Origin of the sequence: Comamonas sp. 26 (assembly GCF_002754475.1) — a bacterium.
Lineage (GTDB): Bacteria > Pseudomonadota > Gammaproteobacteria > Burkholderiales > Burkholderiaceae_C > Comamonas.
Genome location: NZ_PEFL01000003.1, coordinates 413,043 through 436,689, shown reverse-complemented (window position 1 = coordinate 436,689; position 23,647 = coordinate 413,043). Strand labels below are relative to the sequence as shown.

Below are 23,647 nucleotides of genomic sequence, written 5' to 3'. Positions count from 1 at the left end.
CCATGCCCTTCGCCGCCGATCAGGTTCCCCTGTTTCTTGCCGTGCTTGATGAGGGCTCGTTTTCCGCCGCTGCCCGCAAGCTGGGGCGCGTTCCATCCGCCATCAGCATGGCCATTGCCCAGCTGGAGGCCGAGCTGGACCTGCAACTGTTTGACCGCCGTGGCCGCGAGCCTGTGCCCACCGCTGCCGCCCGCGCGCTGGAGCCGCAGGCCCGCCTGCTGGCCGAACAATTGCAGCTGCTGAACTGGCAGGCACAAGCCCTGCATGCGGGGCTTGAGGAGCGGCTGACGCTGGCCATTGCGCCAGAGCTACTGGCCACGCATTGGAGCGAGCCGCTGAACCAATTGGTGCAGGAATTTCCGGCCCTTGCTATCGAGGTGCTGGCCGCCCCGCAGACCGATGCGCTGGAGCTGCTGCACGCAGGCCGCGCCCACTTGGCGCTGGTGTTTGAGCGCCCGGCCATGGATGGCCGCGAGGGCTTTCAGGAAATGGGACGCGAGACGCTGGTGGCCGTGATGTCGCCCCAATTCGCCCCCTGGCAGCAGGCACTGGGCGAGCATGGCCCGCAGGCGCGCCTGTCGGTAGAGCAACTGGCCGCCACGCGCCAGGTTCTGGTCGCCAGCCGCGACCCGCAACAGACCGACCCACGCTTTGTATTTGCCCGCCAGTTGTGGCGTACCGACAGCCACCAGGCCGCACTTTCACTCATCGGAGCGGGCATGGCATGGGGCTGGTTGCCCAAGGGGCTGATAGAGGCACATATCAACGCCGGTGCGCTGATGGAAATACCGGTGCAGAACATCAGCAACGGCACGACCTTGTTTGTAGACTGGGTCTGGTCCAAAGAGCGCACACAAGGCCTTGCCGCGCGACGTTTTGTGCAGCTGTTGCGCGAACGCGAAGCAGGGAAAGACTGACATGGACAGAACCGGTTTACAGGCAAAAATGGCTTTAGCACTGAATATTTAAGCGCTTACAGCTAGATATTTCATAGCATCAACCCGAACTGAACAGGAGTTTTTCGTATGCCCCGTCAGCCCTCTAAGCCCAGCCTGCCCTTTCCTACCCGTGAATCTGTAGACGCAGGCAAGACCGCCGCACCTGCAGCGCCTGCCGTCAAAAAACCAGCCGCTCAATCAGCCCGCAAAGCGCCGCCCAAGCCCGCAGCAGAAGTGCCGACAAAAGCTTCGGCAGCAGCGCCGGTCGTAGCACCGACGGCACACAGCGTCTATCCGTTCGAGATTCAGAACAAGGCGCTGCGCAAGCTCTGGCAGCAATGGCAACCGGGCGAGCCGTGCGACAGTCGCCTCTCCGCAGAGCCCCCGCCTGCGCCTGTCAATCTGCAAAAGTTTGACCCTGCCGCCAAACCTTTTTCCGCCAATAAAGGCAAGCAGCACGACAAGGACACTGCCGCTCAGCTGGCCACGGAGCTAGATGGTCTGCAGAACATTTTTTATGCCGACCGCAGCTTCAAACTACTGGTCATTTTGCAAGGCATGGACGCAGCAGGTAAGGACGGCACACTGCGCGGCGTGTTCGGCCAGATGACGCCGCTGGGCGTGCGCACCGTGGGCTGGAAAGCGCCGACCGAGGTGGAAAAGGCGCACGACTATCTGTGGCGCATTCACCAGCTGGTGCCTGGTGCGGGGGAGGTGGTGGTCTTCAACCGCAGCCAATACGAAGATGTCCTGGTGCCCGTGGTCAACCGCTTCATCACACCCGAGCAGCAGGCGCAGCGCTACGCCCAGATCAACGACTTCGAGCGCATGCTCAGCGAGACGGGGACCATCATCCTCAAGTTCATGCTGCACATCAGCAAAGACGAGCAGCGCCAGCGGCTTCAGGAGCGGCTGGATGACCCGTGCAAGCACTGGAAGTTTGATGAAAATGACTTGAAAGTGCGCGCCCAGTGGGATGACTACCAGCAGGCCTACGAGCAGCTGCTGGCCGCCACACACACGCCCTGGGCACCGTGGACCATCGTGCCCGCCGATTCAAAAACGCACCGCAACCTGATGATTGCCACCATGCTGAGTGAGGTGCTGGGCAATCTGGACCTGAAGTACCCGCCCGGTGCGCCTGCGCTGGATAAGATCAAGGTGAAGTAAGCCTGCCGCGACTGCGGCTCATGGCCGTCAGGACTGGCCCTGCGCCAGACTGGCGGACTGATACACGTCGTAGTGCTCGGTCGTCACGCCGCTGACGGCTTTTTCCAACCTATGCTTCATCAGCCAGCAGCCCTGCACACGCTGATAGCGCACATCGTAGTAACCCAGCACAATGCGCTGGCCAAAGTATTGGGCCGACGCGTTAAAAAGGCCCTGCCACTGGAAATGCACGCGCGCCTGCGCCGTGTCGCCATCAATCTGCAGACGCGGCAGATGCATGAAGTGCAGGCCTTTGTAGAACGCGTCCACCTGCGTGCAAAAGGCCTGTAGTTCCTCGCGGCCCGTGTGAACCAGTCGCGGCCCCTGGCCTACTGCGGCTAGGTCAAAAACGCCGTCTTCCGTAAAGACTGCCGCCCAGCCCGCTGCATCACCCGAATCCCAGGCCCTGGCGTATTCAGCCTCCAGATCCATGATTTCCAGGCGTGCCTCGGCCAGCTCCAGTCTTTGCTGCAATGCAGCGATTGCGGTGTCGCTCACTTTTTGAACTCCCTTTGACGATCAAGCGCCCAATTGGAGAGTTCTTTGGCCCGTTCACGCCCCCGGAATTACCTGCTTTTCAAAAAGGAGCAGTAGTCACAGTATGGCTGCTATTTTTTTAAAACAAACAGGCCTATCACCAATAAATACAAGCGCTTGCAGCTATTAAATCAGGAGTTTTTAGAAAGCACTTAGCGCTGCTTTTTAAAACTGCCAGCCCAGCTGTCCCAGACCTTCAAACTGCATCTCAAAACGGTCACCTGCGTTGAGTGGCATGCAGCCGCACCAGGTACCCGTGGTCACCACCGTGCCAGCGGGCACGCTACCGTATTCGCGCGCCACATGCTGCAGCCAGTCCAGCAGCAGCCAGGCGGGGTCGCCCAGACTGTGCGTGCCGGTAAAGCGCTGCGGCTCGCCGTCATTCACGCTCACGGTGCAAAGCTGCTTGGCCCAGTCACGCCCGGTGATGGTGGATGCAGGCAGCCACTCGCCCAGCGCCAGCCCGCCGTGGCACTGGCCGTCTGCCAGCAAGGCCAGCGCCGGGGCTTTGAGGCCATCGCGCCAGCGCACATCGACCCATTCCACAGCGACGGTCACGCCATCCACCAGCGCCAGTGCACTGTCGTAATCGAGTGCGGCGGCCTGCTCGGCACTGATGTCCTGACCAATGCGCAGGGCGATTTCTGCCTCGGCGCCGCGCAGATTGAAGACGGCTTGTGGCACAGGTGCCAGCGCCACGCCTTGGTGAATGCCGTTCTCGGGCAGGGGCACATGCAGCAGCGCAGCAGCGCGGCTGGGGCCGCCGGACTTCCAGTAGCGCGGTGCGCGGTCAGCAGGCCACCAGCCCCAGGTGCGGGCCAGTGCGCTTTGCACGGCGCGGGCATCAGACTCATCAGCCATCAGCGGCGCCACATCAGCGCCCAGCGCCTGCGGCGTGCCCAGCTTGCGCGACCACCACAGCGCATCGGCCGCCGCATAGCTGTCTTCGGGCAGATCGGGCCACAGCGTATTCCAGCCAGGCAGCACGTCTTCTTGCGCCTGCAATTCAGGTGCAAGCCCGATAGGCGGGGTGTTGGCAAATGGCGCGGGGCCGTTCCAGCCGCTATGGCTATCTTTGTTTTCAGACATGAAGGGATGATGGCAAATTTCGTATTTCCATGTCGTAAATCCAGCACTTTAGGCCGAGTACTCTGACCTTTTACGTGGTTATGCATAAAACGCATAGAGCAGTTCACATCAAGCCTTGGACAGAAAAACCCGCCACGCGCACACTTGAAGTCCCAGATAGCAAGGACTTACAAAGTACTTGCTCACATTCAGTCAACTAGGCATTCACCATGCAAGCCAAAGACTCTTCCGCGTCCCTCTCGGCGCACGCTCTGCCCTCTTACCTCAACTCCGACCATATCGGCCCCTGGGGTAACTACCTTCAGCAGGTAGATCGGGTCACTCCCTATCTCGGTTCGCTGGCCCGCTGGGTGGAAACACTCAAGCGCCCCAAGCGCATTCTGATCGTGGACGTGCCCATCGAGATGGACAACGGCACCATCGCCCACTTTGAAGGCTACCGCGTGCAGCACAACCTGAGCCGCGGACCCGGCAAGGGCGGCGTGCGCTTTCACCAGGATGTGACGCTGTCGGAAGTAATGGCGCTGTCGGCCTGGATGAGCATCAAGAACGCGGCGGTCAACGTGCCTTACGGCGGTGCCAAGGGCGGTATCCGTGTTGATCCGCGCACCTTGTCCAAAGGCGAACTGGAGCGCCTGACGCGCCGCTACACCAGCGAAATCGGCCTGCTGATTGGCCCATCCAAGGACATTCCGGCTCCTGACGTGAACACCAACGGTCAGATCATGGCCTGGATGATGGACACCTATTCCATGAACACCGGCGCTACGGCAACCGGCGTGGTCACGGGTAAGCCAGTGGACTTGGGTGGCTCGCTGGGCCGTGTGGAAGCCACAGGCCGCGGCGTCTTTACCGTGGGTATTGAAGCCGCCAAGCTCAGCGGCCTGACCATTCAAGGCGCACGCGTAGCCGTGCAAGGCTTTGGCAATGTGGGCGGTACCGCCGGCAAGCTGTTTGCCGAGGCAGGTGCCAAGGTGGTGGCCGTGCAGGATCACACCGGCAGCATCTACAACGCAGCAGGCTTTGATGTGAATGCACTGCTGGAGCATGTGCAGAAGAACGGCGGCGTGGGCGGCTTCAGCGGTGGCGAAAGCATAGACAACCAGGCCTTCTGGGGCGTGGATTGCGAAATCCTGATCCCTGCGGCACTGGAAAGCCAGATCACCAAGGACAACGCAGACCAGATCAAGGCCAAGCTGGTGATCGAAGGTGCCAACGGCCCCACCACTCCCGAGGCCGACGACATCCTGACTGGCAAGGGCGTGCTAGTGCTGCCCGACGTTATTGCCAACGCCGGCGGCGTGACCGTGAGCTACTTTGAGTGGGTGCAGGATTTCTCCAGCTTCTTCTGGAGCGAAGACGAGATCAACGCCCGCCTGGTGCGCATCATGCAAGAAGCCTTTGCCGGCGTCTGGGCCGTGGCGCAGGAAAACAAGGTGTCGCTGCGCACCGCCACCTTCATCGTGGCCTGCAAGCGCATCCTCCACGCCCGTGAGATGCGCGGACTGTATCCGTAAGCTCCCCCTGAGCGGCTTCGCCGCTTCCCCCTCTCTGGAGCTTCGCTCCGGAGGGGGACGACACCCTCGGTGCGCGGCGGCGCTTCCTCGGTATCTCTGGATTAGGTTGTGGTGGCTTTTCACCGCCACAACGAAAAAAGCCTTCTGTTTCCAGAAGGCTTTTTTGATGGTTGCGCGAGAAGGATTTGAACCTCCGACCTTTGGGTTATGAGCCCAACGAGCTACCAGACTGCTCCATCGCGCGGTAATTTTTTCGCAACACAGTGTCTGTGTCGATGAGTGAATTGTAGCGCAAATACTAGCCTCATGCAAAGAAGTTATAAAAATCTTCTTCTTTCATGGTTATTTGCTCTTTAATTTGTCGCCCGCTTATCAGTGCAGGCTGGCAATTGGGGCGCAAGGCTATCGGTATAGTTGCCGCCCATGGCCAAAGAGAAAACCACTTTCACCTGCAATGCCTGCGGCGGCACCAGCCCGCGCTGGCTGGGAAAATGCCCCAGCTGCGGGGCCTGGAACACGCTGATCGAGACCGTGGCCGAATCGGCCTCGGGCGGCAAGAACCGGCTGAGCCAGCCTCAAGGCTATGCCGGTCTGGCCAATGCCCAGCCGGTCACCCCGCTGTCGGCCATCGAGGCGCAAGATGTTGCCCGCACCCCCAGCGGCATTGAGGAGCTGGACCGCGTGCTGGGCGGCGGCGTGGTCGAAGGTGGCGTGGTCTTGATTGGCGGAGATCCGGGAATAGGTAAGTCCACACTTCTTTTGCAGGCCATGGATGCCTTGCACCGCATTGGCCTGCCCACGCTGTACGTGACGGGCGAGGAAAGCGGCGCACAGGTGGCGCTGCGATCGCGTCGGCTGGGGCTGGATAACAGCCAGGTCAATGTGCTGGCCGAGATTCAGCTGGAAAAAATTCTGGCGACCGTAGAAGCCACCCAGCCCGCCGTGGTGGTGATCGACTCGATTCAGACGGTGTATTCGGACCAGCTCTCCTCCGCCCCCGGCTCTGTTGCTCAAGTGCGCGAATGTGCAGCGCACTTGACGCGTGCGGCCAAGACCACGGGTATCACCATCATTCTGGTGGGCCACGTAACCAAGGACGGCGCGCTGGCCGGCCCCCGCGTGCTGGAACACATGGTGGACACGGTGCTGTACTTTGAGGGCGACACGCACAGCAATTTCCGCTTGGTGCGCGCCATCAAGAACCGCTTTGGCGCCGTCAACGAGATTGGCGTCTTCGCCATGACGGAAAAAGGCCTCAAGGGCGTGACCAATCCCAGCGCCATCTTTTTAAGCCAACACAGCGAGCCCGTGCCCGGCAGCTGCGTGATGGTGACGCTGGAAGGCACACGCCCATTGCTGGTAGAGATTCAGGCACTGGTCGACCAAGGCGGCCCGCAGGCCCGCAGGCTGTCTGTGGGTTTGGACAAGGACCGACTGGCCATGCTGCTGGCCGTGCTGAACCGCCATGCGGGCGTAGCCTGTGCCGATCAGGATGTGTTCGTCAATGCCGTGGGTGGTGTTCGCATTAATGAGCCTGCAGCTGACTTGGCCGTGATGTTGGCAATCACTTCTAGTTTGCGCGGCAAGGCACTACCCAAAGGGTTCATCGCCTTTGGCGAAGTCGGTCTGGCTGGCGAAGTACGCCCCGCCCCACGCGGGCAGGAGCGCTTAAAGGAAGCTGCAAAGTTAGGATTCACTGTCGCCATTGTCCCCAAGGCCAATACACCCAAGAAGCCCATACCCGGCCTGACCATTCATCCCGTAGAGCGCGTGGACGAAGCCATGAACATCGTGCGGGGCATTGGTTAATATTGTTTTGATAGCTGCTTGCATTTGTTCTTCATACAAATCAACCTATAAATTACTTGAAATGCTTCATTCAATAGCGCTAACAGCTATTGTTTTTAACAACTCTTTGAATTGACCAAGTCGCACGGGCATACGCACTGTCCGCAAGCGCCGGACCGCCCCCTCGTAAGACAATAAGCCCATGAATTTGCGCAATATTTTGGTTCCCATTGGCTTGATCGTGCTGATGATCGCGGCCTATCAGTCCGCCAGCTGGCCCGGCGTTGCAGCCGTGGCAGGCGGCATCATCATGTGGGGGCTGCTGCACTTCACACGCCTGATGTCCATCATGAAGAAGGCCTCAGACCGACCCATTGGCTATGTGGGCAGCGCCGTGATGCTCAACGTCAAGCTCAGGCCCAAGGTCGCGCTGGTGCATGTGATTGCCATGACGCGTTCGCTGGGCCAGAGACTGTCCGAAGAAGGCCAGTCGCCTGAAATCTATCGCTGGACCGACGGCACCAACTCATCCGTGACCTGCGAATTTGTCAATGGTCGCCTGATGAAGTGGGAGCTGCAGCGCCCTCAGCAAACGGATGATGCAGCCCAGGACGCACCTGATACAAGCACCCAGACGCCGACGTAAACCTCGCTCTAGAATGGTTGCTTCAGGAGACAGGCGCCAGCCGCTCAAACCGCGGCGGCGACCACTGACAGCCCATTAGAGGATGGTTATATGAGCCCTGTTGTTCCCTCGATGTCCGACCGCGACGGCAAAATCTGGATGGATGGCCAGCTGGTGGACTGGCGCGACGCAAAAATCCATGTGCTGACCCATACCCTGCACTACGGCTGCGGCGCCTTTGAAGGCGTGCGCGCCTACGAGACGGAGCAGGGCTCGGCCATCTTCCGCCTTGAAGATCACACCAAGCGACTGTTCAACAGCGCCAAGATTCTGCGCATGCAGATCCCATTCACCCATGAGCAGGTGAATCAGGCGCAGGTTGATGTAGTCAAGGCCAACGCACTGAAGTCCTGCTATCTGCGCCCTCTGACCTGGATTGGCGACCGCAAGCTGGGCGTCAGCCCCAAGGGCAATACCATCCACCTGATGGTCGCAGCCTGGGCCTGGGGTGCCTATCTGGGTGAAGAGGGCATGCAGCGCGGCATCCGCACCAAGATCTCCAGCTACACCCGCCACCATGTGAACATCACCATGAGCCAGGCCAAGGCGGTGAGCAACTACACCAATTCCATCCTGGCCAACACCGAGGCACTGGACGATGGCTACGACGAAGCCATCCTGCTGGATGCATCGGGCTTTGTGTCCGAAGGCTCGGGCGAGAACATCTTTGTGATCAAGGATGGCGTGGTCTACACCCCTGACCTCTCGGCCGGCGCGCTCAACGGCATCACCCGCAACACCGTGCTCCATATCTGCAAGGACCTGGGCCTGGAGGTGGTGCAAAAGCGCATCACCCGCGACGAGCTGTATATCTCGGACGAGTTGTTCTTCACCGGCACCGCCGCCGAAGTGACGCCCATCCGCGAGGTGGACCGCATCCAGATCGGTGCCGGTCAACGCGGCCCGATTACCGAAAAGATTCAAGCGGCCTACTTTGACATCGTCAACGGCCGAAACCCAAAATATTCACACTGGCTCACCAAGGTGTGACAATCACTATCCCTGGGTGGCGTCGCCAGTGTCAGGGATAGGCATCATTGAAAATCACGAGAAAGATACGAGAAATGACCACGAACGCCGTCGTCGAACTGGCCGCCAAAGACCTGAACGCCCAAGGAGGCGTGTTCTGCCCCAGTCCCAAAGCCGACATGAAGCTGTGGAACAGCCACCCCAAGGTCTATCTGGATGTCGCCAAGACCGGCGAAGCCAAGTGCCCCTACTGCGGCACCCTCTACCGCCTGAAGGCAGGCGAGGTGTTTGCGGGCGGGCATTGAGTTCAATGCTTGTACATAAAAAGAGGCTCCACATGGAGCCTCTTTTTATTGCTCTGGGTTCAGTGCCCGATGCCATGTGCTTCCAGGTACTGCACCGCCATGCGACTTGAACATCTCCGCAAAGTGTCTACGCTCCCCCCCTCTGAGCTTGACGATAGGGGCACTGATCTTCGGTCCTTGCGCCCTGCACAGCTGGGGATACAGCAAGTACCACTTCCAGCGCAGAGCATGGTGATAGTAATAGGCGGAGTCCTCCGCTTTGAATACGGCCAAAGATGAATATTGCTTGCGCCTGAGCACTTGCTGTGCAGTGATATGAATCAGCAGATAGTGAGGGTCGCCAATACTCTGGCGAATCTCATCCCAGTCGGGCTGAGCCTGAAGCCTCTGCAGATACGCCTCAGTCCCTTCGACAATCAACGCTTGATGAAATTCACGCTGCCAGGCTGTAACAAACCCTGAGCCCGCCAAAGCACCGAAAGCCCAGCTTTCAATCACAGGCATGTGCACATTGGTTGTGAATTTTTCAAGATAGAAGCCAACAAACTCGGCATGAGTGCTGGCTGTCGCCTGCATCCAGTTCAAAGAGCGGGTCAGCAAAGTGCTTGCATCCAGCCAGAATCCGCCATGCATTGCAACGAGATACAGCCGTATCCAATCAGACTGCTTGGTGGGGTGCAGATCCTGAAACTGGGCAGGCAAAGCGCCTTGCTCCACGAACTCAGACAGATTGCCGGGATGTACAAGGCGTACCTCATAATCCGGACACTGCAAGCGCCAGCTTTGGATACATTCAAGGACAAACGGATCAGGCTGCGACTGGTTCCAGTAAGTCCAAAGTATTTTTGGAATTGCTCCGACCTCAGTGGCGGCTGCCGCGCCCATGATGCTGACCGGTTTAGCATCGCTATAGATCGCTGAAGACTTCAGTGTCTGCGGCTGAACCAGCTTCAATACACTTTTGAACAAATGGGCGGGAATCCGGGTCATGGCATCGTCAATAAAACAAGAAAAAGACACAAAATAATTCAAATCCATTGTCTATCAGAACGATGAACTCACACTCTTCTGTCCAGCAAAAGACTGCTGGCACGCTGCGCATACTCCACTTCGTGACGGGCGGTTTTTCCGGTGCAACTCAGGTTGCAGTGGATCTCTGCCTAGCCGCCAAGCGCACCACAAATTTTGAAGTACTACTGGTGCTGCGTCGCAAACCCAGTACTGATGAAAAAAAGATCCAGGCCTTGCGCGCTCAGGGCCTGCAGGTGATCGTGGTCTCAAACTGGCTGCACGCCCTCACCATCTGGGAGCTACGCAAAATCATTCGCGAGTTCAGGCCGGACGCCATGTTCGCTCACGGTTTCAGCGACCATATCTGGGGCCGCAGGGCAGCAGCAGCTGAAGGCGTTCCGCATATCTTCCATGTGGAGCACAACTCCCGCGAACGCTATACGCCGCGCCGCCTGCGTCAAGCTCTGGCTTTAGAGCCCTTTACTCAAGCACATATCGGTGTCTCTGAAGGAGTCAAGACCAGTCTGATAGAGCGTGGATTTCCCGCAGAAAAATGCGTTGCCATCTGCAATGGAATTGACCTGACTCGCTTTCCTCAAAGCGCGCTCCCTCAACGCTGGGAAGATCGGGAGCCTGTCATTTACATGGCTTCACGCTTTGCTCGCCAAAAAGATCATGACACGCTCATCAAAGCGTTGTCACTACTCAAGCAACGAGGGCTGACTCCCACCCTGTATTTGGCTGGAGCAGGCAAAAACTCTCTGAGGGCCAAAGCCGAACGATTGGTGATGCAATTGGGCCTTGATCAACAAGTCCATTTCCTGGGCAATGTGTCAGACCTTCCGCAGCGCCTCATGCAAGCCCGATTTTTTGTTCTGGCGACACATTGGGAAGGAATGCCTCTGGCTTTGGTAGAGGGTATGGCTGCAGGATGTGCCTGTGTGGCTTCCGACGTCATCGGCGCTCGGGAAGTCATTGAGTCTGACGTTAATGGCCTGCGTGTGCCAGAGGCCAACGCGGAAGCCATGGCAGATGCTCTGCAGAAACTACTGGAAAATCCAGACCTTGCTCAGAGCCTTGGGCATGCAGCCCGCGACTACGCCTCATATCATTACGGGCGTGAGCATATGTGGGAGCAGTACCAAAAGCTCTTGGAAACTAACGCCTGAGAACGTCAGAAACATGAGGCGCCTTGGTCAGCAAGTTGCCCCAATTCAACGCAAGCTTCATTTTGAATTTGCGGATTTTTTGAAGAAGGCTCATCGGAGCCTCTTTTTGCGCCCAGATACTGCTGACTTCACTCGTGTCATCGAGCGCAATGACCGAAGGATAGACGCCAAAAACATGCAAGCCGTTTTCAAACCAGAAGCGAATATCCACATCGACTGGTCTATCGAACGGAATACGGGTTTCGAGCATTTTTTTGGCACCTGCACGACTAATAACGTAACCCGCGGCAAAACTAGGCACGCGTTGATACGAAATCAGCTGCAAAGAATCGGGCCCTAGTGGCGCCTGATTGGCAATTTTCTCTTGCGCCCTCCCATAGAGCTTGATCATGTCCCACCTGCCATTGGCAGGCAAAGCTTCAATCGCTTCAAGTGCCTGAGGCAAAGTTGGGAGCAATCGCACGTCATCTTCAAAAACAACCAGCGCAGAAGAATCGCTATCAATCAATTGCTGCCATGCCAGCAAATGACTGGCATAGCAGCCTTTTTCTCCGTTGCTCAAAGGCTTGAAATAACGCCCATGACTCTGCGGTGAGCAAAAATAGCGCTGTTGCTCAGTCTCTGGCAGGTCGGCCCACCATACAGCCGGCAAGCGAGACCCTGCCAGCCCCATTTCCGCCAACTGGGTCGTCATCCGCTCACGACGCTCCACATCCTTGGATAAATTGATATAGACAACGGGTAATGACGACATACACTTCGGCACCAAATACAACGACTCCAGTGTAGGTTGAAGCCAATCTCCTCGTTGCAGCACTTAATACCGAATCATGAATTTGCAAACGAAAATTCAAGCTACACAGCCGTCGCGCGGCAAGCTAGCCTCAGGCCTACCCTATGCACTGGATGCCGCCTGCTTTGCATTCTTTGCCCTAAGCCTTTGTGTGCCGTCCGGTTACTCCTACGGGTCCACAGCTCTCGCACTTTTTTCGCTGATTGGCTGCTTTGCCGCTCGATCAAAAAAGCCAACACAACGAGATACTCTGGTTCTCGTTGGAATGCTTGTGACCATGGGCTTGCTATGGAGTCTGTCATTGGATCGCTGGCTCTCCGCTGCAGGTTGGGGATACGGTGCGAAATATGGTTTGGCCGCTCTCAGCCTCTGGTATCTGAGCAAAACGGGAGTCCGGCTCTCCGCAATCGTCTGGGGTATCGCTTTGGGCTCTGCCGGCGCTCTCGCGATTGCCGCTTATCAAGCTGGCATCTTAAAGATGCCAAGAGTTTCCGGGTTTACGAATGCCATCCAATATGGTGGCATTGCCATGTATCTGGGTTTTGCCACTTTGGCGCTGGCCTTGCTGGGCGGCCGGAGCAAGCGTCAAACAGTTGCCTTGGGGTTGCTGGGAGCGTGCGGTATTTACGCATCCTTTATTTCAGATTCCCGCGGTTCCTGGGTTGTCATCCCATTGCTGATTGCCGCCATCTGGTTGATGGCTTGGCTCAATGGCTATAAGCGTCTGGCCAGCCTTGCGGCAGGGGGCATTCTCATTCTTGGCTTGATCGTGGCTGTGCCAGCCTACCAAAAGCTTGAGCAGCGCAGCAGCGAAGCAACACAAGAGATTTCGCAATACCTGCAAGACCCTCAAAAATATGCAGTCACCTCCGTCGGCCAGCGACTAGAGCAATGGCGACTTGCCATCCATTTGATCGAACAGCGCCCTCTAACAGGCTGGGGCCTGGCTGGCTACCCGGCTGCCAAGCAGCAAATGGTGGATCAAGGCCTCGCTCACCCCTCGGTGATGGAGTATGGACATGCGCACAATGAAATTCTGGATATGTGGGTCAAGCGCGGGCTACTGGGTCTGATCTTGCTACTGTTGTTTTATACGATACCCGCAGCCATCTTCTGGCCTACACAAAGCCGCATAGCACGCGTCAATGCTGAACAACGCTCAAAGCTGCTGGCCCTGCGAGCTGCTGCAACGCTGCTGCCGCTGGCCTACTTTGGATTTGGCTGGACCCAGGTCTTCTTCGCGCACAACAGCGGCAACATGTTTTATATCTTTAGTCTTGCTGTGCTTTGGGGTGGCATTTGCAGACTTGAATCCCAAGCCGCCCCCGCCCCTCAGTCTTGACTCTTGCTGGGTAAGCCGAACGCCAGCGCGCCCAAAGCGCCCTGGCCCAGTGCGAACACGCCATAAAGCAGCCCCACACCCACAGCCAGAACAGCAGACACCCCGAACGGAGCCAGAGCCGCCACAGCGGCAGCTTCGCGTGTTCCCCAGCCACCCACACTGACAGGCAATGCAGCCATCAAAAATACTGGGGCAATCGCAAAGGTCCACACGGCTAGCGGCAACTGAACACCCAGGGCAATGGCACCGCAAGCCAGAGCTGTCGCAGACAAGAGTTGCACCACCGCTGATGACGCGGCCTGTACTAACAGCTGGCGCACAAAGTCAGGACTGTTAGCTGCCACGCGAATAGGATCCAGCCAAGTGCCAGGCAGCTTGATCCAGCCACTGCGCAGCCCTTGTAACAGCACACAGGGCAACAGCACCCACAACACTGTGATTGCCAGCAGCGAGGCACCGAATACGCTCTCGGTCATGTGCACCCACGGTGCCAAGGTCGGAGCGCAAGCGAACGCACCCAGACAGCCAATAGCGCAAAGCATCCACAAGCCACTGACGCGATCCAGAATGACTGACAGATTGCTTGCCGCCTTGGCCTGCCCCATTTTCTGGAGTGCGATTGCACGATAGACATCGCCACCGACCACGGCACCGGGCAGCAGTACATTCAAGCCAATCGCCTGAAAATACCAACGCATTCCAGATGCCACAGACATCTCTGCCCCAAGCCACTGCGCTATGGCTCGCCAACGCCAAGCCGATACAACATTGGAAGCGATAGCAACCACAAAACCCGCCAGCAGCCACCATAGGCTGGCTTGTTGCAGCTGCGCAAAAAGCTGCCGAGGGTTTGCAAAGTAAATGACTGCCCCCAGCAAAGCCATGCCCATCAAGGCACGGATAAGCGCTTTACGCGTCTTGCTCACAATGCAGCAGGTTCTGCTTTGGTCGTTTTCTCTTCGAGCTTGTGCTCAACTACGCCATAGTCCTTGGCGTAGTATTGCAAGCCACTACCAGACTCGTAATAAATACGTGTCAGCAGCTCACCAATCAGGCCGGCGGCGATGAACTGCATTCCCATCAACACCAGCATGACCCCCGCCATCAACAGGGGGCGCCCGCCAATGGATTCGCCCATGAGCTTCTGCACCAGCAGCCACAGCAGAATGAATACGCCGGGTGTTGCCATCCACAACCCCATGCCTCCAAAGGCGTGCAGGGGGCGCTGACGGAAGCGCATGAAGAAGACGATAAAGATCAGATCCAGAATCACACGGAAGGTGCGATCAATCCCGTATTTAGAAACCCCATGAGTGCGCGCATGGTGGCGCACGGGCACTTCGGCAATACGAGCACCGGCATCGCGGGCCAGAGAGGGGATGAAGCGGTGCATCTCGCCATAGAGGCGAATGCGGTCAATGATCTCGCGGCGGTAAGCTTTGAGAGCACAGCCGTAATCATGCAACTGCACATTGGTGAGCTTGGAGATCAGGCGATTGGCCAGCACCGATGGCAGACGACGCGACAAAGCCTTATCCTGACGGTTCTTGCGCCAGCCTGAAATCATGTCTAGATCAGGCTCATTTTCCAGACGCTCTAGCAGCAGCGGAATATCACCAGGCTCGTTCTGCAAATCCGCATCCAGCGTCACTACATAGCGGCCACGCACACGATCAAAGCCTGCTTGCAGGGCGCTGGACTGACCGTAGTTACGCACCAGACACACGGCTCGCACCCAAGGGTTCTGCTGCGCCAGTTCGCGCAGACGCTTGGCACTACCGTCAGTTGACCCATCGTCCACCGCGATCAATTCATAACTCAGCGGCTGGGTACGCATGGCCTCGTCAATGCGGGCCACCAGATCGGGCAGATTATCAAACTCGTTATAAATAGGTACAACGATAGAAACTTCAGGACTTAAATCGTGCACGGACGTCATGCTCAATGAGTTTAAATAACAGTCACCTATACTAACTGAATACCCTAGATGCCATTTTCGCCAAACACATTGCTTGGCTTGCAAAGTCAATCGCAAACGTGAGTACATACACCTCATCATTTGCTCACCTGCAAAAACCAATGGCATCAAGTTCTATGTCCTCTTTTTCCAAAGACTGGCAGCAAACTCTTTATTCCAAACCATGGATATGTCTCGCACTTCTGGTCTGTGCGCATATCGTCTCGCGTATCACCATTTCTGCAGGCATGAAATGGGACGAGTCGGAACAGATTCTCTGGGCCCAGCACCTGCAACTGGGCTACGGCCCCCAGCCGCCGCTCTATACATGGATGCAGTGGGCGATTTGTCAGCTTTTCGGCCCCTCGGTTCTGGCTCTGGCTTTACTCAAGCACTCGCTGATTGCGCTGACCTACTGTCTGGCATGGCTGGCAGGCCGACAAATCCTCACTGACAAAGGCGCATGGTGGGTTGCGGCAGGCCTGCTGCTGATGCCCCCCTTTGGCTGGGACTCCCTTCGTGACCAGACTCACACAGTAATGGTCACAGCCATGACCATGGGCCTGTGGTTCGCCGTACTGCGCCAAGTACAAAGACCGCAAGCTATTAATTTCATATTGATTGGCCTGTTCTGCGGGCTGGGTATGCTCTCCAAATACAGCTACGCCATGTTGATTGGTGCCTTGTTTGTGGCATCGATGACGGTGGCGCAGGTTCGTTCGGCCATCTTTGCCAAAGGCTGGTGGCTGGCTCCGCTGATGGGAACTCTAATCTTTGCACCCCATGCCTCTTGGCTAGCTTCGCACTGGGGAATGGCAACGGCCGAGACGGTACAGAAAATGTCCATCTCTACCGAGGCATCGCACCTCAACGGTCTGGGCAACCTGTTCAAGGCCTTGCTCTCTACCCTCGGTCTATGGCTGATTGCCGTATTAGCCAGCTATCGCTCCAAGCTCTGGACCCCTGCACCTCAAAAGACGGCCTTAGTGCCTTCACGCATATGGGCCAAACCGCTGCTGCAGCGCTATCTGCTCATTGTTGCCGTTTGCCTGCTGGCCATGGTGATCGCGGCTGATGTCACCGACTTCAAACAGCGCTGGATGCTGCCACTAACCGCCATCGCCCCCATGGCCCTGTATGTCTGGCGCCCTGCTTTGCTGGAGCCAGGTGTGGGACGTATGTTCACCAACTTCGTCATTGTCTTTGCGCTGATCTTTCTGACCATGGCAACGTTACGCCCCTGGCAAGGCAGCCTCAAGAATGATCCTGATGAGCTGAACCACCCCGTCAAGGAATTGGCACAACAGTTGCGCGGCGCTGGCTACACCGGCAATGGCGTGATCGTTGGCTCTGACCACATGATCGCAGCCATGCTGCATTCACAATTCCCTCAAAGCTATGCACTTGGCTGCGCAAATGGCGCACAGCTGCAGCAATGCCTATCTCAAGCCAAGGCTGACGCTGCGGGCGGACTACTTCTGATTACCCGCGCCGACAAGCCGGTTCCCGGCTGGTGGGATGGCATCTTCACCACGCAGGCTACAACCACCCCACAAGAGCTGACCATCCCTTTCGAGAAAATGCCAGCCAGCGCAACGCCTGCGCAGTACCAATATCTCTGGATTGCCCCATGAATCGCGTTCTGATCACCGGCTGTGCCGGCTTTATCGGTATGCATTGCGCCAAGCGACTGCTTGAGCAAGGCGTGTCCGTCGTCGGCATTGACAACCTCAACAACTACTACGATGTGACGCTCAAGCACGCCCGCCTGGATGAGCTGCGCCACCATGCCAACTTCCGGTTTGTAGCGCTGGATGTTGCTGATCGCCAAGGCATGGCCGACCTGTTTACAGAAGTCGCCCCCAGCAAGGTTCTGCACCTGGCTGCACAAGCTGGCGTGCGCTACTCCATCGACCAGCCTGACGACTACACAGACTCCAATCTGCTGGGCTTTGGCAATATCTTGCAGGGCTGCCGCAAGCACAAGGTAGAGCATCTGGTCTATGCCAGCAGCTCCAGCGTCTATGGCGGCAATACCAAGATGCCCTTTGCCGAAAGCGATGCCGTGGATCACCCTATCAGCTACTACGCGGCCACCAAAAAGGCCAATGAGCTGATGGCTCACACCTATTCGCACCTGTACGGGATTCCCACCACAGGCCTGCGCTTTTTCACGGTCTATGGACCTTGGGGCCGCCCTGACATGGCTTTGTTCAAATTCACCAAGGCCATCCTGGCGGGCGAGACCATTGATGTCTACGGCGAAGGCAAGCTGGTGCGCGACTTCACCTATATCGACGACATCGTCGAAGGCATCATGCGTGTTCTGGACAAGCCGGCCACTGCGGACGCCAGCTATGACAGCCAGCGGCCCAACCCCGGCACCAGCACTGCGCCCTATCGCATCTTCAATATTGGCAACAACTCACCCACCGTGCTGATGGACTACATCGCCGCACTGGAGGGTGCCCTGCAAACCACCGCCCACAAGCAAATGCTGCCTATTCAGCCCGGCGATATGCACAGTACATCGGCTGACACCCGTGCCCTGCAGTCCTGGGTTGGCTTCTCACCGGCCATGCCCATCACCACCGGCGTGCAGCGTTTTGTGGACTGGTACCGCTCCTTTTATCGCGTATGAAAGTTACTGTTTTTGGTACCGGCTATGTAGGTCTCGTACAAGGAGCCGTGCTGGCCGATGTCGGTCATCAGGTTCTGTGCGTGGATGTGGATGAGAAAAAAGTCGCCGCCCTCAAGGCAGGACAGATCCCCATTCATGAGCCCGGTCTGGATGCCCTGGTCATCAACAACCAGCAGCTCGGTCGCCTGCAGTTCACCACCAATGCCGCAGAAGGCGTAGCGCATAGTGAACTGATCTTTCTGGCCGTGGGCACGCCGCCCGATGAAGATGGCAGCGCTGACCTGCAATATGTGCTGGCGGTAGCTCGCACCATTGCTCAGCACATGGACGGCCCACGCATCGTCATCAACAAATCAACAGTGCCCGTAGGCACGGCCGATAAGGTCACGGCAGTCATCGCTAAAGGCCTTGCTAAGCGCGATGTACCCTACACGTTCGATGTGGTTTCCAACCCCGAATTCCTCAAGGAAGGGGCTGCGGTTGGAGACTGCCAGCGCCCGGACCGCATCATCATTGGCACCAGCAACCCTGCGTCTGAAGCCAAGCTGCGCGAGCTGTATGCACCCTTCAACCGCAATCACGACAAGATCGTGATGATGGACGTGAAGAGCGCCGAACTCACCAAGTACGCAGCCAATGCCATGCTGGCGACCAAGATCAGTTTCATGAACGAGATCGCCAACCTGGCCGAACGTCTGGGTGCCGATGTAGAAGCCGTGCGCCGTGGCATTGGCAGCGATCCACGCATTGGATACCACTTCATCTACCCCGGCGTGGGCTATGGCGGCAGCTGCTTTCCCAAGGATGTGAAAGCACTCATCCACACTGCAAAGGCGGTGGACTTCGAGCCCCTGCTGCTCAACGCAGTAGAAGACCGCAACCAGGCCCAGCGCAACGTACTGTTTGAGCGTATCAGCGCGTTCTACAACGGCGACCTCAAGGGTAAGACCATTGCCGTCTGGGGCCTGGCCTTCAAGCCCAACACCGATGACATGCGGGAAGCGCCCAGCCGCAACTTGCTGGAGTCGCTATGGGCCGCAGGAGCCAAGGTTCAGGCTTATGACCCAGTGGCCATGAAGGAAGCACGCCGCATTTACGGTGAACGCGCCGATCTGCAGCTGGTCGACAGCCCGCTCTCTGCCGCAAAGGATGCAGACTGCCTGACTATCGTGACTGAGTGGCAGATCTTCCGCGCACCGGACTTCAGCCTGCTGGCGCAGACTCTGGCTGACAAGATGATCTTTGATGGCCGCAACCTGTTTGAGCCATCACTGCCAGCCAGCCATGGTCTGGGCTATGTCTCCATTGGCCGCCCCATGCAGCTTCCTCGCTGAGAGCACCTAATAAAAAGCCCCGCAGGCCAAAACCTGCGGGGCTTTTTATTAGGTATCCACTCACCACTTAAACCAGCGGCAGCGAAATTACAAAGCGTGCGCCTTTACCGCCATCCTGTCGATCTTCACAGCGCACAGTACCGCCATGGCGCTCTGCAATCGAGCGTACCAGCGACAGACCCAGACCCACCCCGCCAGATCGCTCGCTGGCGCCGGGCAAACGGTAAAACTTCTCGAAAATGCGCTCACGCTGCGCCTCGGGCACGCCAGGTCCGTGATCTGCGACACAAATCAGCGCCATATTGCCCTGCTTGGCGAGCGACAGCGTGATCTCACCAGCGCTGTAACGGCGGGCGTTTTCCAGCAGATTGCGCACCGCGCGGCGCAGCAGTTTGGCAATGCCTTGCACCTCCAGCGGGCCGTCGGCTTGCATGTCTAGATCCGCATCAATGCGCGCGCACTCTTCGGCGCAAAGGCCGATCAAATCGACGCACTCCACCGTACCCACATCCACCTCGCTAGAGTCCAGCCGGCTGGCCAGCAAGATCTCATCGACCAGTTGATCCAGCTCGGTGATATTGCGCTGAATTTCGACCTTGGCACGAGCACTGGCCGGGTCATTGCCCATGAATTCCAGCCCCATGCGGATACGCGTCAGCGGCGAGCGCAGCTCGTGCGAAGCGTTGGCCAGCAAGGATTTGTGCGATGTCATCAAGGTTTCGATGCGCTCGGCAGCCGCGTTGAATTGGTGGGCCAGATCCGCAACTTCATCATGGCCGTGCTCTGGAACGCGCACCGATAGATCACCCTCACCAAAACGCTTCACGCCGCGCTGCAGGTTTTCAAGGCGCTTGAGCAAGCGGCGAATGATAGGGAACACGCCCACGATCACGGCAACGCCCACCAGCCCCAGCATCCACAAAAAGCCAAAGGGCGGGCGCAACCAGAACGCAACAGCACCATCACGCGGCGGCGGGCGGCCGTCGCGCCATTCGCGTGGGGCCATCCAAAGCTCATAGGTTTGCCCATCTTTGGCGGCGATCTCAAAGCGCACACCATCCACTGGCGAGCCGGAAATGCGGTTGCCACGCCCTTCAATCAGCACATCACCATCAGGGCCACGCACCGCCATTTCACGCGATGGTGCCGCAGCGCTGTTCTGCACGCGCTGCTCTTCGGCGATATTCCAGGCCCATGCCACGCACAGCGTCAGCACGGCCACACCGATCACAACGGCCAGCCAGATGCGCAGGTACAGACGCTGAGAGAAAACATGCAGCAGCTTCATTGGGACATTTCCATCATCACAGGCACCGAAAATCAATCCTGCTGTTTAGCGAAGACATAGCCCACACCACGCACCGTCAAAATGCGTTTGGGGGCTTTGGGGTCCGCTTCAATCGCGGCACGAATACGCCCCATGTGCACGTCGATAGAGCGGTCAAAGGCTTCCAGCTCTCGGCCGCGCACGGCTTCCATGATCTGGTCGCGCGTCAGCACGCGGCCTGCGCGTTCAGCCAGCGCTACCAGCAAATCGAACTGGTAGGAGGTGAGATCGGCCACCTGCTCACCGACTGAAACGGTACGTGCATCGCGGTCAATTTCAAGGGCTCCAAAGCGCATTACAGCCGTCGATGGCGCAGCCTGACTTTCACTGCCTTTGCGGCGCAAGATGGCGCGAATGCGGGCCAGCAGCTCGCGCGGCTCAAAGGGTTTTGGCAGGTAATCATCAGCGCCAAGTTCTAGGCCGATGATGCGGTCCATGGGGTCGCCCTTGGCGGTCAGCATCAGTACGGGAACCTGAGCGGCTGCGCCGGGCATGGAACGGATGCGGCGGCAGACTTCGAGGCCGTCCATGTCAGGCAGCATCAAATCCAGGATCACCAGGTCCGGCTGCTCCGCCGACCCGCCATCTGCTGGCTGCAGCTGGTCCAGACCGCTTTTGCCGTCAGCCTTATGGGTCACTTCCAGGCCGTTATTGCCCAGATAGTCGCTCACCATTTGCGCCAGGCGAACGTCGTCCTCAATCATCAGAAGTTGGTGCGTGCTCATAGGGGGCAGTGTAGTCATGCTCGCGCCTTAATTTTTCTTCAATGCCCCATGCTGCAACACGTAGGTGATCTGCTCTTGTCTGGCGCGTAAAGTTGGGTAAACCGCCTTAGAACCACAAAAACAATAGCTACCAGCGCTTATCCATCAAACGACAGAACCCATTTTTACCCTGGATGCCAGATAGATCAGCAACAGCACAGGGAAGCCCATCAGCGCCGTGGTGTGGAAGAATGCCTGGTAACCAAAGGCATCTACAAACACGCCGGAGTAGCCGGCCAGCCACTTGGGCGCCAACAGCATCATGGAGCTGAACAGCGCGTATTGCGTAGCCGAGTACTGCACATTGGTCAGACCCGAGAGATAGGCGATGAAGGCCGCCGAGGCAATACCACCCGCTAGGTTGTCTGCACTGACCACCCAGACCAGTGCCGATACATCGTGGCCACGCGTAGCCAACCAGGCAAACAGCAGGTTGGTTCCAGCCGACAGCACCGCGCCCAGCATCAGCACGCGCATCACGCCCCAGCGCACGGCCATGGTGCCACCGACAAAACCGCCCACCAGCGTCATGATGACGCCGAACACCTTGGTCACGGCAGCCACTTCTTCCTTGGTGTAGCCCATGTCAACATAGAAGGGATTGGCCATGATGCCCATGACCACGTCACTCACACGATACAGGCCAATCAACGCCAGCAGCAGCAGCGCCTGCCAGCGGTAGCGGCCAATAAAGTCAGAAAACGGCGCAATCAGCGCACCTTGAATCCACTCCGATGCATTGCGCGCAGGGGCCATGGGGCGGGCCTCAGGCTCTGGCGAGAGCAGCACCGTAATCATGCCCACCAGCATGCTGGCCGCCATGGCCGTATAGGCCACATGCCAGGCCTGCACCACATAGCCCTGCACATCGCCCTGCACCTTGGAGGCAACCCACAGCACACCCGCACCGGCCCATATCATGGCCAGGCGATAACCGGTCTGGTAGGTGGCGGCCAGCGCGGCCTGATCGTCCACCTTGGCAGACTCGATGCGGTAGGCATCAAGGGCAATGTCTTGCGTAGCCGAACCAAAAGCCACCAGCACCGCGCAGATCACCAGCGGCTGCAAAGCCTGCTTGGGGTCCATAAAGGACATGCCCAGCAGTCCCGCAACAATCAGCAGCTGCGAAAACAGCAGCCAGCTGCGGCGCCGGCCCAGCAGTCTTGTCGCGATAGGCAGGGGCAGCCTGTCCACCAGGGGTGACCAGACCCACTTGAAGGCATAAGCCAGCCCAACCCAGCTCAAAAAGCCAATCGTGCTGCGGTCAATACCGGCCTCACGCAGCCAGAAGCTCAAAGTACCTAGCACCAGCAGCAGTGGCAGCCCGGCCGAGAAGCCCAAAGCCAGCATGCGCAAGCTGGTGGGCTGTACATAGACCTTCAGGGCCTGGCCCCAGCTGCGCTTGGGCTCTGGCGTTGCCGTGGGGGTGATGTCGGAGAGGTTGCTGCTTGTTTTGGTCGACTCGGTCATGGTCTGATTCTTTAAGGCTGTGGGCATTATCGGTTGCCCGTGCGCAGGGGCAGAAGCTACCATCGGCGAGCCTGCCCTCCTTCTGTAAGCAAGATTTACCCATGAGCCGTGACACCGCACCTCTACGACCTGTGCTTGATCAAGCACAGGCCTCGGTGCGCAGCTATCACGGCGAGCATCAGGCCCATGCCCATGGCTATGCGCAGATTCTGTTTGCACTGCAAGGCCGCATGGAACTGGAGGTAGCTGGCAGGCCAACCTTTGTCGACAGCGCCTGCGGCATGGTCATCCCTGCGGGCACCGACCATGGTTATCTGGCGCAGCCGCAAACTCAGATACTGGTAATTGATGCCCCCGTGGCGCATGGACTCGATAAGCTGCGCCGCTTTGCCGTACCGCCGCCGCTGCGCTATCCCCAGTCCAGCCTGTCTGCCGCTGCACAAATGGCGCTGGTGCTGCAAGCCCCAACGCTGCTGCAACGCCGCGGGCTGGACTTGCAATGCTTGCAATACCAAGTGCAGGCCACATTGCATGAAAACTGGCCCACTGCGCGACTGGCAGCCTTGATGCATTTGAGCGTGGCCCAGTTCCATGCCCGCTTTGTAGAACTGACAGGCCACACACCGCAAAACTGGCTGCGCGGCCTGCGCCTTGATGCGGCAGTGCAGCAACTCAAGCAAGGCGCTGCGCTGGAGGCCACGGCGCTGCGCTGTGGCTATGCATCGGCCAGCGCATTGGTCTACGCTCTGCGGCGCGAGCGTGGCGTGACGTCGCGCCAGCTGCGTGAGCAGCGCTGACTCCG

At 58.2% G+C, this 23,647-nt stretch carries 22 protein-coding genes and 1 tRNA gene; 13 read left to right on the top strand and 10 right to left on the bottom strand.

Going from position 1 to position 23,647, the window contains the following annotated elements:
* The first annotated feature begins 2 nt into the window (after window positions 1-2).
* On the top strand, window positions 3-917 hold the full coding sequence (locus tag CLU84_RS20140) for a LysR family transcriptional regulator (RefSeq protein WP_099739748.1): 915 nt from the start codon (window positions 3-5) through the stop codon (window positions 915-917).
* A 108-nt stretch (window positions 918-1,025) separates the two neighbouring features.
* Complete coding sequence (locus CLU84_RS20135) at window positions 1,026-2,108, top strand: PPK2 family polyphosphate kinase (protein ID WP_099739746.1); 1,083 nt, start codon at window positions 1,026-1,028, stop codon at window positions 2,106-2,108.
* A gap of 27 nt (window positions 2,109-2,135) precedes the next feature.
* On the opposite strand, the gene CLU84_RS20130 is transcribed toward CLU84_RS20135, so the two are convergent.
* Both CLU84_RS20130 and CLU84_RS20125 read right to left on the bottom strand, forming a co-directional pair.
* Window positions 2,136-2,645: a nuclear transport factor 2 family protein gene (locus CLU84_RS20130; protein WP_233210319.1), complete on the bottom strand. Its 510-nt coding sequence runs from the start codon at window positions 2,643-2,645 to the stop codon at window positions 2,136-2,138.
* A 204-nt stretch (window positions 2,646-2,849) separates the two neighbouring features.
* Window positions 2,850-3,773, bottom strand: coding sequence for a fumarylacetoacetate hydrolase family protein (locus CLU84_RS20125; protein WP_099739745.1), 924 nt, complete (start codon window positions 3,771-3,773; stop codon window positions 2,850-2,852).
* A 209-nt stretch (window positions 3,774-3,982) separates the two neighbouring features.
* On the opposite strand from CLU84_RS20125, the gene CLU84_RS20120 reads away from it, so the two are divergent.
* Window positions 3,983-5,290 (top strand): Glu/Leu/Phe/Val dehydrogenase, encoded by a 1,308-nt coding sequence (locus CLU84_RS20120; RefSeq protein ID WP_099739743.1) that lies wholly within the window; start codon window positions 3,983-3,985, stop codon window positions 5,288-5,290.
* 167 nt (window positions 5,291-5,457) lie between these two features.
* On the opposite strand, the gene CLU84_RS20115 is transcribed toward CLU84_RS20120, so the two are convergent.
* A tRNA-Met gene (locus tag CLU84_RS20115) sits at window positions 5,458-5,534 on the bottom strand.
* Between the two features lie 179 nt (window positions 5,535-5,713).
* Here CLU84_RS20115 and radA point away from each other — a divergent pair.
* From radA to CLU84_RS20095, 4 genes are all read left to right on the top strand, one after another.
* Window positions 5,714-7,099: a DNA repair protein RadA gene (gene radA / locus CLU84_RS20110; RefSeq protein WP_099739741.1), complete on the top strand. Its 1,386-nt coding sequence runs from the start codon at window positions 5,714-5,716 to the stop codon at window positions 7,097-7,099.
* Window positions 7,100-7,280: 181 nt separating this feature from the next.
* Window positions 7,281-7,724 carry a glycerate kinase gene (locus CLU84_RS20105; protein WP_099739739.1) on the top strand — a complete coding sequence of 148 codons (444 nt, stop codon included), beginning with the start codon at window positions 7,281-7,283 and terminating at the stop codon, window positions 7,722-7,724.
* 90 nt (window positions 7,725-7,814) lie between these two features.
* Complete coding sequence (locus CLU84_RS20100) at window positions 7,815-8,753, top strand: branched-chain amino acid transaminase (RefSeq protein ID WP_099739737.1); 939 nt, start codon at window positions 7,815-7,817, stop codon at window positions 8,751-8,753.
* A 74-nt stretch (window positions 8,754-8,827) separates the two neighbouring features.
* Window positions 8,828-9,037 carry a zinc-finger domain-containing protein gene (locus CLU84_RS20095; protein WP_099739735.1) on the top strand — a complete coding sequence of 70 codons (210 nt, stop codon included), beginning with the start codon at window positions 8,828-8,830 and terminating at the stop codon, window positions 9,035-9,037.
* 45 nt (window positions 9,038-9,082) lie between these two features.
* Here the strand turns inward: CLU84_RS20095 and CLU84_RS20090 are convergent, their stop codons facing one another.
* Complete coding sequence (locus tag CLU84_RS20090) at window positions 9,083-10,027, bottom strand: glycosyltransferase family 32 protein (RefSeq protein ID WP_099740075.1); 945 nt, start codon at window positions 10,025-10,027, stop codon at window positions 9,083-9,085.
* Window positions 10,028-10,089: 62 nt separating this feature from the next.
* Here CLU84_RS20090 and CLU84_RS20085 point away from each other — a divergent pair, with 62 nt between their 5' ends.
* Entirely contained in the window at window positions 10,090-11,217 is a 1,128-nt protein-coding gene (locus CLU84_RS20085) for a glycosyltransferase (RefSeq protein WP_199173822.1), read from the top strand.
* Here the strand turns inward: CLU84_RS20085 and CLU84_RS20080 are convergent.
* Window positions 11,207-11,971 (bottom strand): glycosyltransferase family 25 protein, encoded by a 765-nt coding sequence (locus tag CLU84_RS20080; protein ID WP_099739733.1) that lies wholly within the window; start codon window positions 11,969-11,971, stop codon window positions 11,207-11,209. The genes CLU84_RS20085 and CLU84_RS20080 overlap by 11 nt on opposite strands.
* 76 nt (window positions 11,972-12,047) lie before the next feature.
* Between CLU84_RS20080 and CLU84_RS20075 the strand changes: the two genes are divergently transcribed.
* Window positions 12,048-13,352 carry an O-antigen ligase gene (locus CLU84_RS20075; protein ID WP_099739731.1) on the top strand — a complete coding sequence of 435 codons (1,305 nt, stop codon included), beginning with the start codon at window positions 12,048-12,050 and terminating at the stop codon, window positions 13,350-13,352.
* Here CLU84_RS20075 and CLU84_RS20070 read toward each other — a convergent pair.
* Together CLU84_RS20070 and CLU84_RS20065 are read right to left on the bottom strand one after the other, a co-directional pair.
* The gene (locus CLU84_RS20070) at window positions 13,343-14,242 is read right to left on the bottom strand and encodes a lysylphosphatidylglycerol synthase transmembrane domain-containing protein (RefSeq protein ID WP_199173821.1); all 900 of its coding nucleotides are present in this window, start codon (window positions 14,240-14,242) and stop codon (window positions 13,343-13,345) included. The two genes, CLU84_RS20075 and CLU84_RS20070, sit on opposite strands and share 10 nt — an antisense overlap.
* A gap of 32 nt (window positions 14,243-14,274) precedes the next feature.
* Complete coding sequence (locus tag CLU84_RS20065) at window positions 14,275-15,291, bottom strand: glycosyltransferase family 2 protein (protein WP_099739727.1); 1,017 nt, start codon at window positions 15,289-15,291, stop codon at window positions 14,275-14,277.
* A gap of 155 nt (window positions 15,292-15,446) precedes the next feature.
* On the opposite strand from CLU84_RS20065, the gene CLU84_RS20060 reads away from it, so the two are divergent.
* From CLU84_RS20060 to CLU84_RS20050, 3 genes are read left to right on the top strand one after another with little or no spacing between them, the layout of a single operon-like run.
* Complete coding sequence (locus CLU84_RS20060; protein WP_233210318.1) at window positions 15,447-16,943, top strand: glycosyltransferase family 39 protein; 1,497 nt, start codon at window positions 15,447-15,449, stop codon at window positions 16,941-16,943.
* Window positions 16,940-17,950 (top strand): NAD-dependent epimerase, encoded by a 1,011-nt coding sequence (locus tag CLU84_RS20055; RefSeq protein ID WP_099739725.1) that lies wholly within the window; start codon window positions 16,940-16,942, stop codon window positions 17,948-17,950. Before CLU84_RS20060 ends, CLU84_RS20055 begins: the two co-directional genes overlap by 4 nt.
* On the top strand, window positions 17,947-19,284 hold the full coding sequence (locus CLU84_RS20050) for a UDP-glucose/GDP-mannose dehydrogenase family protein (RefSeq protein WP_099739723.1): 1,338 nt from the start codon (window positions 17,947-17,949) through the stop codon (window positions 19,282-19,284). The genes CLU84_RS20055 and CLU84_RS20050 overlap by 4 nt, the downstream gene beginning before the upstream one ends.
* Before the next feature lie 67 nt (window positions 19,285-19,351).
* On the opposite strand, the gene CLU84_RS20045 is transcribed toward CLU84_RS20050, so the two are convergent.
* From CLU84_RS20045 to CLU84_RS20035, 3 genes are all read right to left on the bottom strand, one after another.
* Entirely contained in the window at window positions 19,352-20,572 is a 1,221-nt protein-coding gene (locus CLU84_RS20045; RefSeq protein WP_099739721.1) for a HAMP domain-containing sensor histidine kinase, read from the bottom strand.
* Between the two features lie 32 nt (window positions 20,573-20,604).
* On the bottom strand, window positions 20,605-21,354 hold the full coding sequence (locus CLU84_RS20040; protein ID WP_099739719.1) for a response regulator: 750 nt from the start codon (window positions 21,352-21,354) through the stop codon (window positions 20,605-20,607).
* A 126-nt stretch (window positions 21,355-21,480) separates the two neighbouring features.
* Window positions 21,481-22,908 (bottom strand): MFS transporter, encoded by a 1,428-nt coding sequence (locus tag CLU84_RS20035; RefSeq protein ID WP_369826890.1) that lies wholly within the window; start codon window positions 22,906-22,908, stop codon window positions 21,481-21,483.
* 38 nt (window positions 22,909-22,946) lie between these two features.
* On the opposite strand from CLU84_RS20035, the gene CLU84_RS20030 reads away from it, so the two are divergent.
* Window positions 22,947-23,642, top strand: coding sequence for an AraC family transcriptional regulator (locus CLU84_RS20030; RefSeq protein WP_099739717.1), 696 nt, complete (start codon window positions 22,947-22,949; stop codon window positions 23,640-23,642).
* The last annotated feature ends 5 nt before the right edge of the window (window positions 23,643-23,647 follow it).

What these genes read in the sequence shown, in the direction of transcription:
- CLU84_RS20140 (WP_099739748.1), top strand. Translation starts at nt 3, where the DNA reads ATGCCCTTCGCCGCCGATCAGGTTCCCCTGTTTCTTGCCGTGCTTGAT.
- CLU84_RS20135 (WP_099739746.1), top strand. Translation starts at nt 1,026, where the DNA reads ATGCCCCGTCAGCCCTCTAAGCCCAGCCTGCCCTTTCCTACCCGTGAA.
- CLU84_RS20125 (WP_099739745.1), bottom strand. Translation starts at nt 3,773, where the DNA reads ATGTCTGAAAACAAAGATAGCCATAGCGGCTGGAACGGCCCCGCGCCA.
- CLU84_RS20120 (WP_099739743.1), top strand. Translation starts at nt 3,983, where the DNA reads ATGCAAGCCAAAGACTCTTCCGCGTCCCTCTCGGCGCACGCTCTGCCC.
- radA (WP_099739741.1), top strand. Translation starts at nt 5,714, where the DNA reads ATGGCCAAAGAGAAAACCACTTTCACCTGCAATGCCTGCGGCGGCACC.
- CLU84_RS20105 (WP_099739739.1), top strand. Translation starts at nt 7,281, where the DNA reads ATGAATTTGCGCAATATTTTGGTTCCCATTGGCTTGATCGTGCTGATG.
- CLU84_RS20100 (WP_099739737.1), top strand. Translation starts at nt 7,815, where the DNA reads ATGAGCCCTGTTGTTCCCTCGATGTCCGACCGCGACGGCAAAATCTGG.
- CLU84_RS20095 (WP_099739735.1), top strand. Translation starts at nt 8,828, where the DNA reads ATGACCACGAACGCCGTCGTCGAACTGGCCGCCAAAGACCTGAACGCC.
- CLU84_RS20090 (WP_099740075.1), bottom strand. Translation starts at nt 10,027, where the DNA reads ATGACCCGGATTCCCGCCCATTTGTTCAAAAGTGTATTGAAGCTGGTT.
- CLU84_RS20085 (WP_199173822.1), top strand. Translation starts at nt 10,090, where the DNA reads ATGAACTCACACTCTTCTGTCCAGCAAAAGACTGCTGGCACGCTGCGC.
- CLU84_RS20080 (WP_099739733.1), bottom strand. Translation starts at nt 11,971, where the DNA reads ATGTCGTCATTACCCGTTGTCTATATCAATTTATCCAAGGATGTGGAG.
- CLU84_RS20075 (WP_099739731.1), top strand. Translation starts at nt 12,048, where the DNA reads ATGAATTTGCAAACGAAAATTCAAGCTACACAGCCGTCGCGCGGCAAG.
- CLU84_RS20070 (WP_199173821.1), bottom strand. Translation starts at nt 14,242, where the DNA reads ATGGGCATGGCTTTGCTGGGGGCAGTCATTTACTTTGCAAACCCTCGG.
- CLU84_RS20065 (WP_099739727.1), bottom strand. Translation starts at nt 15,291, where the DNA reads ATGACGTCCGTGCACGATTTAAGTCCTGAAGTTTCTATCGTTGTACCT.
- CLU84_RS20060 (WP_233210318.1), top strand. Translation starts at nt 15,447, where the DNA reads ATGTCCTCTTTTTCCAAAGACTGGCAGCAAACTCTTTATTCCAAACCA.
- CLU84_RS20055 (WP_099739725.1), top strand. Translation starts at nt 16,940, where the DNA reads ATGAATCGCGTTCTGATCACCGGCTGTGCCGGCTTTATCGGTATGCAT.
- CLU84_RS20050 (WP_099739723.1), top strand. Translation starts at nt 17,947, where the DNA reads ATGAAAGTTACTGTTTTTGGTACCGGCTATGTAGGTCTCGTACAAGGA.
- CLU84_RS20045 (WP_099739721.1), bottom strand. Translation starts at nt 20,572, where the DNA reads ATGAAGCTGCTGCATGTTTTCTCTCAGCGTCTGTACCTGCGCATCTGG.
- CLU84_RS20040 (WP_099739719.1), bottom strand. Translation starts at nt 21,354, where the DNA reads ATGACTACACTGCCCCCTATGAGCACGCACCAACTTCTGATGATTGAG.
- CLU84_RS20035 (WP_369826890.1), bottom strand. Translation starts at nt 22,908, where the DNA reads ATGGTAGCTTCTGCCCCTGCGCACGGGCAACCGATAATGCCCACAGCC.
- CLU84_RS20030 (WP_099739717.1), top strand. Translation starts at nt 22,947, where the DNA reads ATGAGCCGTGACACCGCACCTCTACGACCTGTGCTTGATCAAGCACAG.